10 protein-coding genes and 1 pseudogene are annotated in these 14,079 nt (G+C 66.2%); 2 read left to right on the top strand and 9 right to left on the bottom strand.

Features of this window, described 5'->3' with window-relative positions; translation table 11 throughout:
• Nucleotides 1–58 precede the first annotated feature (58 nt).
• On the bottom strand, nucleotides 59–1,657 hold the full coding sequence (locus QE379_RS07095; protein WP_306999211.1) for a carboxyl transferase domain-containing protein: 1,599 nt from the start codon (nucleotides 1,655–1,657) through the stop codon (nucleotides 59–61).
• 139 nt (nucleotides 1,658–1,796) lie between these two features.
• The gene (locus QE379_RS07090) at nucleotides 1,797–2,963 is read right to left on the bottom strand and encodes an acyl-CoA dehydrogenase family protein (RefSeq protein WP_306999209.1); all 1,167 of its coding nucleotides are present in this window, start codon (nucleotides 2,961–2,963) and stop codon (nucleotides 1,797–1,799) included.
• A 186-nt stretch (nucleotides 2,964–3,149) separates the two neighbouring features.
• Between QE379_RS07090 and QE379_RS07085 the strand changes: the two genes are divergently transcribed.
• Nucleotides 3,150–5,306, top strand: coding sequence for a histidine kinase dimerization/phosphoacceptor domain -containing protein (locus tag QE379_RS07085; protein WP_306999207.1), 2,157 nt, complete (start codon nucleotides 3,150–3,152; stop codon nucleotides 5,304–5,306).
• Nucleotides 5,307–5,540: 234 nt separating this feature from the next.
• Here the strand turns inward: QE379_RS07085 and QE379_RS07080 are convergent, their stop codons facing one another.
• The 7 genes and pseudogenes from QE379_RS07080 to rpiA form a co-directional block, all read right to left on the bottom strand.
• On the bottom strand, nucleotides 5,541–5,909 hold the full coding sequence (locus tag QE379_RS07080; protein ID WP_306999205.1) for a hypothetical protein: 369 nt from the start codon (nucleotides 5,907–5,909) through the stop codon (nucleotides 5,541–5,543).
• A gap of 137 nt (nucleotides 5,910–6,046) precedes the next feature.
• Nucleotides 6,047–6,793 (bottom strand): HAD-IIB family hydrolase, encoded by a 747-nt coding sequence (locus QE379_RS07075; RefSeq protein ID WP_306999203.1) that lies wholly within the window; start codon nucleotides 6,791–6,793, stop codon nucleotides 6,047–6,049.
• Nucleotides 6,790–7,611 (bottom strand): Cof-type HAD-IIB family hydrolase, encoded by an 822-nt coding sequence (locus QE379_RS07070; protein ID WP_306999201.1) that lies wholly within the window; start codon nucleotides 7,609–7,611, stop codon nucleotides 6,790–6,792. Before QE379_RS07070 ends, QE379_RS07075 begins: the two co-directional genes overlap by 4 nt.
• Nucleotides 7,608–8,591, bottom strand: coding sequence for a phosphogluconate dehydrogenase (NAD(+)-dependent, decarboxylating) (gene gnd / locus QE379_RS07065; RefSeq protein ID WP_306999199.1), 984 nt, complete (start codon nucleotides 8,589–8,591; stop codon nucleotides 7,608–7,610). Before gnd ends, QE379_RS07070 begins: the two co-directional genes overlap by 4 nt.
• 77 nt (nucleotides 8,592–8,668) lie before the next feature.
• A pseudogene (gene tal / locus QE379_RS07060) lies at nucleotides 8,669–9,794 on the bottom strand (transaldolase).
• Entirely contained in the window at nucleotides 9,794–11,881 is a 2,088-nt protein-coding gene (gene tkt / locus QE379_RS07055; protein WP_306999196.1) for a transketolase, read from the bottom strand. Before tkt ends, tal begins: the two are co-directional and overlap by 1 nt.
• A 74-nt stretch (nucleotides 11,882–11,955) precedes the next feature.
• Nucleotides 11,956–12,627, bottom strand: coding sequence for a ribose-5-phosphate isomerase RpiA (gene rpiA, locus QE379_RS07050; RefSeq protein WP_306999194.1), 672 nt, complete (start codon nucleotides 12,625–12,627; stop codon nucleotides 11,956–11,958).
• Nucleotides 12,628–12,894: 267 nt separating this feature from the next.
• Between rpiA and QE379_RS07045 the strand changes: the two genes are divergently transcribed.
• Nucleotides 12,895–14,079 carry an efflux RND transporter periplasmic adaptor subunit gene (locus tag QE379_RS07045; RefSeq protein ID WP_373461849.1) on the top strand — a complete coding sequence of 395 codons (1,185 nt, stop codon included), beginning with the start codon at nucleotides 12,895–12,897 and terminating at the stop codon, nucleotides 14,077–14,079.

Below are 14,079 nucleotides of genomic sequence, written 5' to 3'. Positions count from 1 at the left end.
CCCATCTTCGATGGGGAGGGGGACCGCCGCGAAGCGGTGGTGGAGGGGCATTCCCCGATCACATCCGGAACACCCCGAACCGGGGCGCCTCCGCGATCGGAGCATTCAAACACGCATCCAGCGCCAGCCCGAGGACATCCCGCGTCTGCGCCGGATCGACGATGCCATCGTCCCACAGTCGCGCGGTGGCGTACCAGGGATTGCCCTCGTCCTCGTAACGCTGGCGGATCGGGGCCTTGAACGCCTCCGCCTCCTCCGGCGTCCAGTTCTCCGCATCGCGGTGGACGGTCGCGAGCACGCTCGCGGCCTGCTCGCCGCCCATCACGCTGATCCGCGAATTGGGCCAGGTGAACAGGAAGCGCGGGGAATAGGCGCGCCCGCACATGCCGTAATTGCCCGCACCGAAGCTGCCGCCGATCAGCACCGTGATCTTGGGCACCTGCGCCGTCGCCACCGCCGTCACCAGCTTGGCGCCATGCTTGGCGATCCCCTCCGCCTCGTACCGCCCGCCGACCATGAAGCCGGAGATGTTCTGGAGGAACAGTAGGGGGATACGCCGCTGGCACGCCAGTTCGATGAAGTGCGCGCCCTTCTGCGCGCTCTCCGAGAACAGCACACCGTTATTGGCGAGGATCGCGACGGGCTTGCCATGGATATGCGCGAAGCCGCAGACCAGCGACGCACCGTACAACGCCTTGAATTCGTGGAAGCGCGATCCGTCGACCAGCCGCGCGATCACCTCATGCACGTCATAGGGCGCGCGGACATCCTGCGGGATCAGGCCGTATAGTTCCTCCGCCGAATAGAGCGGTTCGTCCGGCTCCGCGAGGTTGACGTCGGCCATCGCCTGAGGCGGCAGCGTCTCGACGATGTCTCGGACGATTGACAGCGCATGGTCGTCATCTTGCGCGACATGATCCACCACGCCCGACTTGCGGCCATGGGTGTCCGCACCGCCCAGTTCCTCGGCGGAGATAACCTCGCCCGTCGCGGCCTTCACCAACGGCGGGCCGGCGAGGAAGATCGTCCCCTGCCCGCGCACGATCACCGTCTCGTCCGACATGGCCGGGACATAAGCGCCGCCCGCCGTGCAGCTTCCCATGACGCAGGCGATCTGCGGAATGCCCGCCGCCGACATCTGCGCCTGATTGAAGAAGATGCGGCCGAAATGATCGCGGTCGGGAAAGACCTCCGCCTGGTGTGGCAGGTTCGCGCCGCCGCTATCGACCAGATAGATGCAGGGCAGCCGGTTCTCGAGGGCGATCTCCTGCGCCCGGAGATGCTTCTTGACGGTCAGCGGGTAGTAAGTGCCGCCCTTCACCGTCGCGTCGTTGGCGACGATCATCACCTGGCGTCCATGGACGCGACCGATACCCGCGATCATCCCCGCACCGGGGACGGCATCGTCATACAGGCCGTTGGCGGCAAGCTGGCCGATTTCGAGGAAGGGGGAACCGGCGTCGAGCAACTGCTCCACCCGGTCGCGGGGGAGGAGTTTTCCGCGTGCGACGTGACGTTCGCGGGAGGATTCGCTGCCGCCAAGACCCGCTCTCGCCACGTCGGCACGCAGGCGCTCGGCGAGCGCGCGGTTGTGCTCGGCATTGGCGCGAAAGCCCGGATCGTCGCGCGACACCCGGCTGGAAATCGCCGCCCCCATCAACTCCTCCCCAAGCTAAGCTTGGGGAGGGGGACCGCTCGCGTAGCGAGTGGTGGAGGGGCGAGGGGCGTATGCCCCTCCACCACCGCTTCGCGGCGGTCCCCCTCCCCATCAGAGATGGGGAGGATTTGGGTCGAGTTCATTGCGCCACCTTTTCGAACTTGCCGATCAACTCGCGCCCGATCAGCATCCGGCGGATCTCGTTCGTCCCCGCGCCGATGTCGAGCAGCTTGGCATCGCGCGCGAAGCGTTCGACCGGCCAGTCCTTGGTATAGCCCGCCCCGCCCAGCGCCTGGATCGCCTCCATCGCCACCTTCACCGCATTCTCGCTGGCGAGCAGGATCGCGCCCGCCGCGTCGAACCGGGTGGTCCGCCCCGCATCGCAACTGCGCGCCACCGCATAGACATAGGCCCGCGCCGAATTGAGCGCGACATACATGTCGGCGATCTTGGCCTGGATTAGCTGGAACTCGCCGATCGCCCGGCCGAACTGCCGCCGCTCGCGGACGTAAGGCACGACCACGTCGAGGCACGCCTGCATGATGCCGAGTTGAATTCCCGCCAGCACCGCGCGCTCATAATCCAGCCCGCTCATCAGCACGCCGACGCCGCCGTTCACCGGCCCCATCACCTGCGCGTCCGAGACGAAACAGTCGTTGAAGACCAGCTCGGCGGTCGGGCTGCCGCGCATCCCCATCTTGTCGATCTTTTGGCCGATCGCAAAACCGGCCATGTCCTTCTCGATCAGGAAGGCGGTGATCCCCCGGCTCCCCTCGCCCGTCTTGGCATAGACGACCAGCGTGTCGGCATAGGGCGCATTGGTGATCCAGAACTTCGTGCCGTTCAGCACCCAGCCGCCCTCGGCCTTCACCGCGCGCAGCTTCATCGACACGACGTCGGACCCCGCCGACACCTCCGACATGGCGAGGCTGCCGACATGTTCGCCCGAGATCAGGCCGGGGAGATATTTCGCCTTCTGCTCCGCATTGGCCCAGCGGCTGATCTGGTTGATGCACAAATTGGAGTGCGCGCCATAGGACAGACCCAGCGAGGCGGAGGCGCACGATACCTCCTCGATCGCGACGACATGCTCCAGATAGCCGAGACCCAGCCCGCCATCCGCTTCGTCCACCGTGATGCCGTGCAGGCCTAGCGCGCCCATTTCGGGCCAGATGTCGCGGGGAAACCAGTCCTCCGCGTCCATCCGCGCGGCGAGCGGTGCGATCCGATCGGTCGCGAAACGGCGCGTCGCCTCACGGATGATGTCCGCGCTTTCGCCCAGCGCGAAGTCGAAATCCTCGATCATGTCCTCTCCAAGCGGCTCTTTTGAGTCCGTTGCCCCGCTTTAAACGGATATTACCCAAACGCGCAATCTTCGTTCCAGCCTCGGTCATCTCGCCTGATGCCAAGGTGGATCGAATAACCGATCCAAACATTTGCAACTGGTCGCGAAACTCTTCATGTGGCAGGAACGAGAGGATTTGATCACCTGATGGCCACCCGTCCCGTCGCCACCGATCCAGGGCAAGATATTACCGCCTGCGACCGGGAACCCATCCATATTCCCGGGGCGATACAGCCACATGGCCTGCTACTGGTCGCCGATGCCGCGACGCAGCGGATCGTCGCGGGCGCAGGGAATATCGAAGACCGGCTGGCCTCCGAATGGCTGGATCGCCCCTTGTCCGAACTGCTCGGACAGGAGGTAGCGAAGATGGTCGCCGTCATGCCGATCGGGCCGGGCTCGGCGGTCGCCGCCGTCCCCGTCGACGGGTCGAACGAAGCCTTTTCGGTCACCGCGCACCGCGTCGCGGGCGAACGGGTGCTGATCGAGCTGGAACCCAGCATCGCCGATGCTCCCTGGGGCCGGGGCAGCCCGCTCGCCTGGCTGGACGCGGCGGCGACGAGCTTCGAGCGGACCGGCGACCTGGCGATGCTGTTCGACCGGGCGGCGACCACCTTTCGCCTGCTGACCGGCTTCGACCGGGTGATGGTCTATCGCTTTCTAGACGAGGATGCGGGCCGCGTCGTGGCCGAGGCGCGCGCGCCGGAATTGCAATCCTTCCTCCACCATCACTTCCCCGCATCGGACATTCCGAAGCAGGCCCGCGCGCTGTACGTTCGCAACCGGACGCGCTGCATCCCCGATATCGGCTATGTCCCCGCGCCGCTCCGCCCCGCCGGGTTCGAGACGCTGGACCTCAGCGACGTCGCATTGCGCAGCGTGTCGCCTATCCACTTGCGCTATCTGGCGAATATGGGCGTGGTCGCCTCCGCGTCGATCTCGATCGTCAAGGACGGCGTGTTGTGGGGCATGGTCGCCTGCCACCATCACAGCCCGCGCCACCTGTCCGCCGAACTGCGCGCCGCCGCCGCCGCGCTCGCCAGCGGCCTGGCGCGTCAGATCCGGGCGCGCGAGGAGGCCGAACTCTATCGCGAGCGGCTCCGCCTGCGCGCGGCGGAGGACGGCATATTGCCGCGCGTCGTCGGGCCGGGCGATATCGTCCCCGTCATTCGCCGCCTGATGCCCGATCTGATGACCATGCTGGGCGGGACCGGCTTCGCCATCGTCCATGGGGGCAAGGTGCATGACCATGGAATCTGCCCGCCCGCCCTCGCCTCGCTCGACATCGCGCAGACGGTGACCGCGCGTACCGGCGGCGAGTTGTTCGTCACCCATCAACTGGCCGACGCAATGCCCGAGACCGCGCCGTTGGCCGCCGCCGCCAGCGGCCTGCTGGCCCTGCCGCTGGTCGATGGCGGGATCACGTTGCTATGGTTCCGCGCCGAGCAGGTGGAGGAGGTCGAATGGGCGGGCAATCCGCACAAGTCGGTCGCCGCGACCCCCGACGCCACCCTGACCCCGCGCGCCTCGTTCGACAGCTGGCGCGAGACGGTACGCGGGCGTTCGCGTCGCTGGACGATGGAAGAGGTGGAGTCCGCCCATCGCCTCCGCCGCGCCCTGCACGAAGCGTCGCAGAACCACCGCTTGCGCGGGTTGAACAGCGCGTTGCAGCGGACGCTGGACGACAAGGAAGCGCTACTCCAGCAGAAGGACGTGCTGATGAAGGAGGTGGACCACCGGGTCCAGAACAGCCTCCAGCTCGTCTCGTCCTTCCTGTCGCTCCAGGCCAAGGCGGCGGGCGATCCCCATGTGCGCGAGCAGTTGAACGAGGCGCAGGCACGGCTGTCCGCCGTCGCCCTGGTCCATCGGCGCCTCTACCGCGACGACCAGATCCAGACGGTCGATCTCGCCCGTTATCTGGAGGATCTGGTCGGCGACATGCGCCAGTCAATGGGTCGCGACTGGTCGGCGATGATGCGCATGGACCTGACGCCGATCCTGATGCCGACCGATCGGGCGATCAACCTCGGGCTGGTCACGACCGAGTTGATCATCAACGCCACCAAATATGCCTATGACGGCGCCGCGGGGCCGGTAACGATCACGCTGGAGCAATATGGCAATCGCCTGCGCCTGATCGTCGCGGACGAGGGGCGTGGCAAGGGCGACGATGAGGTCGACGACGGGCGCGGCTTCGGCAGCCGGATGATGGCCGCGATGATGCAGCGCCTGTCGGGTTCGATCGAATATGACGACAACCAGCCGGGCCTCCGCGCCATCGTGATCGCCCCGATCGCGGATTGAGGGGGAAGCCTTCGGGGCTCTAACCTCCGTTCAGCCTGAGCGAAGTCGAAGGCCAAGGGCATAATTACCCCAAAGGTACCACCCCGGCGAAGGCCGGGGTCCAGTTTTTGGCATCCTTTCGGAGCGTCAAAATGCCTCGCATCCGGACCTCGGCCTTCGCCGGGGTGGAGGGGAATAAAAGTGAGGCGAATCCCGTAGCCTTCGACTTCGCTCAGGCCGAACGGAGGGTGGGGGTTACGCCGCTTTGCCGTAAAGGGCGAACACAACCTCTGCGGCCTTTACGGCCCGGTCGATCCACGCCTCATCCCCCGCCGCCGCGTCCAGCGCATGGCGGAAGTCGCGCCATTCCCCCGGCCCGAAGCCGGATTGGAGATAGGCCTTGGGCAGCCCCTCTCCCACCTGCCGGGCGAGCATCACGCCGCCCAGCCGCGATCCTTCCGTCACATACAGCGCGCCCCAGCGCGCCGCATCGTCATCCGACAGGTCGAGCGTCAGGGGTTCGGGCATATCCCGCCCCAGCGCGATCAGGTCCGCCGCCAGCGCCGCACGCCGCGACCGCCAGGGGAAGCCGATCCGCCGCCCCGACAACCAGTCCTCGACCACGGGCAGTGCCCGCGCATGGGCGATCAGGAACGCCGTGTAGCTTTCCCAATCGTCCAGCCGATAGGCGCCATAAGCGGCATCGACCGCCTCATGCGCGGGACCGGTGCGCGCGCGCAGGATGGCCGATGCGCTGTCGCTTATTTCAGGCAGGCGACGATCGCCGCGATCACCGCCAGCGTCTCTTCCGGATCGAGCACGCGGACCGTGTCGAGGCCCAGTTCCTTGGCGGGATAGTCGTTGCCGCCGGGGAAGATCGCGTCGCCGATGAACATCATCGCCTCAAGGGGAATGCCGCTGGCGTCGCGCAGCTTCTTGAGCCCGTACGCCTTGTCGACGCCTTCACGCGTAATGTCGATCGAGGTCGCGCCGCCCATGTTGATCGACAGGCCCGGCAGGCGCTGCTTGAGATCGGCCTGTATGATCTTGCGCTTCTCGAACTTGGGGTCCCAATGTTCCTTGGCGTCGATCGGCGCCTGCTGGCCCAGCGCGGAGAAGGTGATCTGGCTGCCGCGATCCTCGATCCGCTCGCCCCAGGTCTGCTCCGGCACGAAGCCGGTCGCCTCCAGCGCGGCGTCGAACGCCTCCAGGATCTTGACCTTGGTCGCATCGTCGAACAGCTCGGCATAGACCGGGGTCCATTCGCCGTCCTGATAGGTGTAGAGCTTGGTGCCGGTGGTCGGCATCAACCACAGCTTGCTGCGGTCGGCGCGTTCGGGCAGGCGGCTCGCCACCTGCTTGTCGAACTGCGGCCAATCGCCGCCCGAGATCACCGCAACATGCGCGACGTCGAGCAGATCGGCCAGCGCCTCCCCCATCGGTTCGCCCAGAGGCTGTTTGCTTTCGGCCAGCGTACCGTCGAGGTCGAACGCAACCAGTTGCTTCATGAAGGCACTCCAATTCTGGGCATGATGATAGTATCGATGGCATAGGCCACGCCATCGTCCGCGTTGGAACGGGTGTGTACCGATATCCGTTCCCTAACAGCGTCCGGCGCATTCGCCATCACGATCGGCAGGCCCGCGCGTACCAACATGGGAAGATCGTTGGCCTGGTCGCCCAGCACCGCGACCTGTTCCAGCGGCACGCCGAACGCCTTGGCCAGCATAGCCACGCCATCGCCCTTGTTCGCTTGCAGCGCGGTCACGTCAAGATAATAGGTCTGCGACTGGGCTATGGTCGCCGCCCTGCCATGCGCTTCATTCGCCTTGTCATGCAGGCCACGCAGCAATTCGGCGTCGTCGCTGACCAGCGTGATCTTGTCGACCTTGTCGATCAACGCGGCAAAATCCTGCGTCACGACCGGTTCCTGCGACGACGCCTTGCGCTCATGCTCGACATGGGTGCCCTCGGCGCTGCTGGCGTACCAGCGATCGTCGGCGAAGACCCAGATGGCGACCGGGTTCTCGGCCGCCATCGCCAGCACGTCCTTCACGACCTCGGCCGGCACCCGGAATTGCACGTCGATCGAACCGTCACGACGGAAGACGGTGCCCCCGTTGAACGCCCCGATCGGCGCGTCGATCGCCAGTTCCTCGGCCAGCCAGCCCAGCCCCGATCGCGGCCGGGCGCTGATGATCGTGAAGCCCACACCCGCCGCCGCCAGCCGCTTGACGGCGGCGATGGTGGCGGCGCGCAGTTTCTTGTCCGGATCGACCAGCGTGCCGTCGACATCCGACACGACCAGCCGAATGGGCGGGCTCATTGCGGGATTTCGGTGTGGCCGCCAAAGCCGAAGCGCATCGCCGACAGCACCTTGTCGCCGTATGTATGCTCGACCCGGCTTCGATAGCGCGCGAACAGCGAGGCGGTCAGGACATTGGCCGGAACCTTCTCCTCCATCGCCGCGTCGATCGTCCACTGGCCCTCGCCCGAGTCCGCGACATGGCCCGAGAACTGCTCCAGCATCTCGTCCTTGGCCAGCGCGATCGCGGTCAGGTCGAGCAGCCATGACGAGATCACGCTGCCGCGCCGCCAGACCTCGGCAATGTCGGTCAGGTTCAGGTCGAAGCGTTCGTCCTCGGGCAGCTTGTCGCTGTTCTTCGACTTCAGGATGTCGAAGCCCTCGGCATAGGCCTGCATCAGGCCGTACTCGATGCCGTTGTGGATCATCTTGACGAAATGACCGGCACCGGCGGGACCGGCATGGATATAGCCCTTTTCGGCGCGCGGGTCGACCTTGTCGGCGATGCGGCCCGGCGTGCGGACGATATCGCCCGTGCCGGGGGCGAGTGCCTCGAAGATCGGATCGAGATGATCGACCGTTTCCTTGTCGCCGCCGATCATCATGCAATAGCCGCGCTCCAGGCCCCAGACGCCGCCCGAGGTGCCGACATCGACATAATGGATGCCCTGCTCGGCCAGCGTCTTGGCGCGGCGGATATCGTCCTTGTAGAAGCTGTTGCCGCCGTCGATGACCACGTCACCGTCCTTGGCCAGCTTGGCGATTTCCGCGATCGTGTCCTCGGTCGGGCCACCGGCAGGCAGCATCACCCACCAGATCGCCTTCTCGGCCAGCTTGGCCGCCATGTCCTCCAAGCCGGTGGCCGCTTCCGCGCCGTCCTTGGCGAGCGCCTGCACCGCCTCGTCGCTGCGATCCCAGGCCACCACCTGATGCCCAGCCAGCATCAGGCGGCGCGCGATGTTGCCACCCATGCGGCCAAGGCCGACCAGACCGATCTTCATGCGGAACTCCATTATGTTCTTGGTGTCGTAAAAAAGGGAAAGGCCCCCTCCCCGGCCTGGGGAGGGGGCCTGTCGGATCAGGCCGTGGCGGGCTGCTTCTGCCCGATCGCGCCGAGCAGATCGTCGAACGCCTTGACGAAGGAGGCGACCCCCTCCGCCACCAGCGTGTCGGTCACACCGTTCAGGTCGAGGCCCAGCCGCTCGGCCTCGGCCAGCACATGCTTGGCCTCGTCGATATCGGCGGTCAGCGTCTCGGCCACCGTGCCATGGTCGCGGAAGGCGTCCATCGTCTTGGGCGGCATGGTGTTGACCGTGTCCGGCCCGATCAGTGTGTCGATATAGAGCGTGTCGGGGAAGGACGGATCCTTGGTCCCCGTCGACGCCCAGAGCAGACGCTGCGGCTGCGCACCCTTGGCGGCCAGCGCCTGCCAGCGGTCGGACTTCAGGAAGTCCAGATACCATTGATAGGCCAGCTTGGCGTTGGCGATGGCGACCTTGCCGCGCACCGCCTTCAGCGCATCCGCCTCGGCATCGCCGGCGGCGATCCGCTCGTCGATCTTCTTGTCGATCGCCGAGTCGATGCGGCTGATGAAGAAGCTGGCGACGCTGGCGATCCGGTCGATCGGCTGCCCGGCCTTGACCCGCTCTTCCAGCCCGGCCGCATAGGCCTCGGCCACCTTGATATAGGCGGCTTGCGAGAAGAGCAGCGTGACGTTGACGTTGATCCCCTTTGCGATGGTCGCCGAAATCGCCGGAGCACCCGCATCGGTGCCGGGAATCTTGATCATCAGATTGGGGCGATCGACCGCGTGCCACAGCTTTTCGGCCTCGGCGATGGTCGCGTCGGTGTCGTCGGCGATATAAGGCGACACTTCCAGGCTGACATAGCCGTCCCTTGGCGTCGAGGCGGTCATAGACGGGCTTGAGTGTTTCCGCCGCCGCCTTGATGTCCTGGATCGCCAGATGCTCGTAACGGTCGATGGTCGCCGCGCCGGGGTTCTCCTTGTCGAACGCGGCCAGCGTACCGTCATAGGCGTCGCCATGCCCCATCGCCTTTTCGAAGATCGACGGGTTGGAGGTGACGCCGGTCAGCCCGTCCTCGGCGACCAGCTTTTCCAGCCCCTTCGCCTCGAGGAACTTGCGATCGACGAAATCGAGCCAGGGGGCGCAACCCTTGGCGCCCAGTTCCTGCAACTTGCTCATCACTTGGTCTCCAGCATTTCGCGGGCCACCTTCACGACATTGTCATGGGTGAAGCCGTACTTGTCCTGCAACTTGGCGAGCGGGGCCGAGGCGCCGAAGGTCGACATGGTGATCGTCCGACCGTCGAACCCGACATAGCGGTCCCAGCCGACCGACCCGGCCTGCTCGACCGCCAGACGCCTGGTGACGGCGCGCGGCAGGACGCTTTCCTTATAGGCCGCATCCTGCAACTCGAACCGATACCAACTCGGCAGCGAGACGACGCGCGCCTTGATGCCATCGGCCTTCAACGTCTCATAGGCGTCCGTCACCAGCGACAGTTCCGACCCCGTTGCGATCAGGATGATGTCGGGTGTGCCGTCGCAATCCGCAAGGACGTAACCGCCCTTCCTCACGCCCGAAGCAGGCGCATATTTGCCGCGATCCAGCGTCGGGAGCGCCTGACGCGAGAAGATCAGCGCGGTCGGGTGGCTGGCCGATTCGGCGGCGCAGCGCCACGCCTCGGCGACCTCATTCGCGTCGCCGGGGCGGATCGTGTCGAGGCCGGGGATCGCGCGCAGCGTCGCCAGATGCTCGATCGGCTGGTGGGTCGGACCGTCCTCGCCCACGCCGATCGAGTCGTGCGTGAAGACGAAGATCGCACCGATCTCCATGATCGCGGCAAGGCGGATCGGCGCGCGCATATAGTCGGAGAAGACCAGGAAGGTCGCGCCGTAGGAACGCAGATGCGACAGCGCCATGCCGTCGACGATCGCCCCCATCGAATGCTCGCGCACGCCGAAGTGGAAGTTGCGCCCCTCATAGCTGCCCGGCTGGAACGAACCGCCATCCTTGATCAGCGTCTTGGTCGAGGGCGCGAGGTCGGCCGAACCGCCGATCAGCCACGGCACCTTGGCGGCGATGGCGTTCTGCACCTTGCCACCCGAGTCGCGGCTGGCGATGCCCTTGGCATCCGCCTCGAACACCGGAATCTCGCTGTCCCAGCCCTCGGGCAGTGTGTCGGACAGCATCGCGTCGAGTTCGGCGGCGAGGTCGGGATATGCGGCGCGGTAACGCTCGACCATCGCGACCCATTCGTCGCGCAGCGGCTTGCCGCGTGCCTCGATCGCGCCCTGGAACGCTTCGCGCACGCCGTCGGGGACCAGGAACTTGGCATCCTCGGGCCAGCCATAGGCCTTCTTGGTGGCGCGGATCGCGTCCTCGCCCAGCGGCTCGCCATGCGCCTTTTCGCTGCCCGCCTTGGGGCTGCCATAGCCGATGACCGACTTGACGACGATGAAGGTCGGCTTGTCCGTGGTCGCCTTGAAGGTGTCGAGCGCGGCGGTCAGCGCGGCGACGTCGTTGGCGTCGTCGACATGCAGGACGTTCCAGCCATAGGCCTCGAAACGCTTGCCCACATCCTCGTCGAACGCGATGTCCGTGCCACCCTCGATCGAAATCTGGTTCGAGTCGTAGATCCAGCACAGGTTGGACAGCTTGAGGTGCCCGGCGGTCGAGGCGGCTTCCGACGCGACGCCCTCCATCATGTCGCCGTCGCCGCACACGACATAGACGTCATGGTCGAAGACCGGGAAACCCTCGCGGTTGAAATGCGCCGCCAGCCAGCGCTCGGCGATCGCCATGCCGACCGAATTGCCGCAACCCGCGCCCAGCGGGCCGGTCGTCGTCTCGACGCCGGTGGTGTGACGATATTCGGGGTGGCCCGGTGTCTTGGAGTTGAGCTGACGGAAGCCCTTCAGGTCTTCCAGGCTGAGCGCGGGCTTGCCGGACTTGTTGCCGTTCGCATCGATCTCCTCGATCCCCGCCAGATGGATCAGCGAGTAGAGCAGCATCGAGGCATGGCCGACCGACAGCACGAAGCGGTCGCGATTGGGCCAGTCGGCATGGGCGGGGTCGTAGCGCAGGAATTTCGACCAGACGGTGTGACCGACCGGAGCCAGCGCCATCGGCGTGCCGGGATGGCCCGAATTGGCCTGCTGCACCGCGTCCATCGACAGGGTGCGGATGGTGTCGATGGTCAGTCGCTCGATCGACCCGTCTTCGTGCAGATGGGTATCGGCCACGGCGTGGGTGGTGGCATCGGTCATGGGGTCTGGCCTCATCCTTGTCTTATGCGATCGAACGCGTCCGCGCTCGCTCTGGTTGCCATGCGTGAGCGGCCTTAGCGCGGGTTCGCCCCCCGTTCCAGCCGGGTAACGATCCCGTTATCCGCAATATAGGCGGCATCGATTTCGCGCAGGAACAGACCATGCCCGACAATTCCTGGTATCGCTACCAGAGAATCGGCGAGGGTCGGGAGCGAGGAATCGTCCCAGCCATGGCCGTCGATGACGATATTGCCATTGTCGGTCCGATAGTCGGGGCGCTCGACCATATGGACGAAAAAATCCTTCAGTCGCGCGGTGACATAGCTTTTGGCGAAGGGCAGTATCTCGACGGGAAGCGGCGTTCCGCCCAGCCGCGCCACCCGCTTCGAGCCATCGGCGATCACGATCATCCGGTCGGCGGCGTCGGCGACGACCTTCTCACGCAGCATCGCCCCGCCCGCCCCCTTTACCGCATACAGCCGCGCGTCGATCGCATCCGCGCCGTCGATCGCCAGATCGACCCGCGACACCTCGGCGAAGTCGCGCACTCGCAGACCCAGCGACTCGGCCAGCCTGGCGCTCGCGAGGGAGGTAGCGACCGTCTCGATCCGCAGATTCCGTTCGGCCAGCGCCGCAATGGCGTGCGCGGCGGTCGAGCCCGTCCCCAGGCCCACCAGCATATCGTCGCATACCTCCCGCACCGCGGCAGCGGCGGCGAGGTGCTTATCGGCGTCCCGATCCTTCATTTCCTTACAAAAATGCTCCAGAACCCCAAAGGCTCCCACATGACGGGATTCGCCGCAACGCGACAAATTGCGACAATTAAGGCATGGCGATTTAGGCCATCATCGCTTGCCTTTTCGGCTCCGCCTCGTGCAATTTGACATAAGACAGCAACGTTTGCCCGGATCACGCATTGAGGCGCGAGCCGGGCTCCCGCTCGGCATTTCAGGCAGGTGGACGATTTGAACTTTCCAGGCTTTCGCGGGCGCCGGGCGCTTGCCGGTACGGCCATGGTCCTGGCGCTGGCGACCTTGTCGGCATGTGGCGGCGAAAAAGGCGGCACGGCCAAGGCGCGCGCGGGCGGACAGCAGCAGACGCCGACCGTCGGCTTCGTCACCGTCCAGCCGACCAACGCGCCGATCATCACCGAACTGGCCGCGCGAACCACCGCCTTCGAAAGCTCCGACGTGCGCCCGCAGGTGACCGGCGTCATCCGCCGCCGCTTCTTCACCGAAGGATCGCTGGTGAAGCGCGGCCAGCCGCTCTACGAGATCGACCCGCGGCTCTACCGCGCCTCGGTGAACCAGGCCGCCGCCAATCTGCAAAGCGCGCAGGCCAATGCGGAGGCGACGCGAACCCTCGCGGAACGCTATCGCCCGCTGGCGCAGATCGAGGCCATCTCGAAGCAGGACTATACCAACGCCCAGGCCAGCGCTCGCCAAGCCGCCGCCCAGGTGGCGCAGACCCGCGCCGCGCTGGAAACCGCACGGGTCAACCTGCAATTCACCACCGTCCCCGCCCCCATCACCGGGCGGATCGGCCGCTCGCTGTTCACCGTGGGCGCGCTGGTCAGTGCCAGCCAGACCGATCCGCTGGCGCAGATCCAGCGGCTGGACCCGATCTTCGTCGATATCCAGCAATCCGCCGCCGACCTGCTCTCGCTCCGCCGCAGCCTGTCGGCGCGCGACGGCCTGATCCCCGCCAGCGCGCGCGTGACGCTGCGGCTGGAGGACGGGACCGATTACGGGCAAACCGGCACCGTCGAGTTCGCCGAAGCCGTGGTCGATCCGCAGACCGGCACCGTCACGCTGCGCGCGCGCTTCCCCAATCCGCAAGGACTGTTGCTGCCCGGCATGTTCGTGCGCGCGCGCTTCGCCCAGGCGATCGACACGGGTGCCTATCTGGTCCCGCAGCAGGCGATCGCCCGCGACCCCAAGGGCAATGCGACGTTGTTCGTCGTCGGCCAGGACAGCAAGGTCCAGCAGCGGACGGTCAAGGCCGAGCGGACGCAAGGGACCAACTGGGTCGTCACCGATGGCCTGAAACCCGGCGACCGGATCGTGACCCAGGGCCTCGCCAATCTGCGCGCGGGCCAGAGCGTGAAGGCGGTCCCCGCCGACAGTCCGCAAAAGGTCCAGCCCCCCTCGCCCGAGCAGTTGAAGAAGATGCAGGCCGCCAAGGGCAAGGCGGGCTGA

Source organism: Sphingomonas sp. SORGH_AS_0879 (genome assembly GCF_030819175.1).
Classification (GTDB): domain Bacteria; phylum Pseudomonadota; class Alphaproteobacteria; order Sphingomonadales; family Sphingomonadaceae; genus Sphingomonas.
The sequence above is the reverse complement of the archived record's forward strand: the minus strand, read 5'-3'. Positions and strand labels throughout refer to the sequence as shown.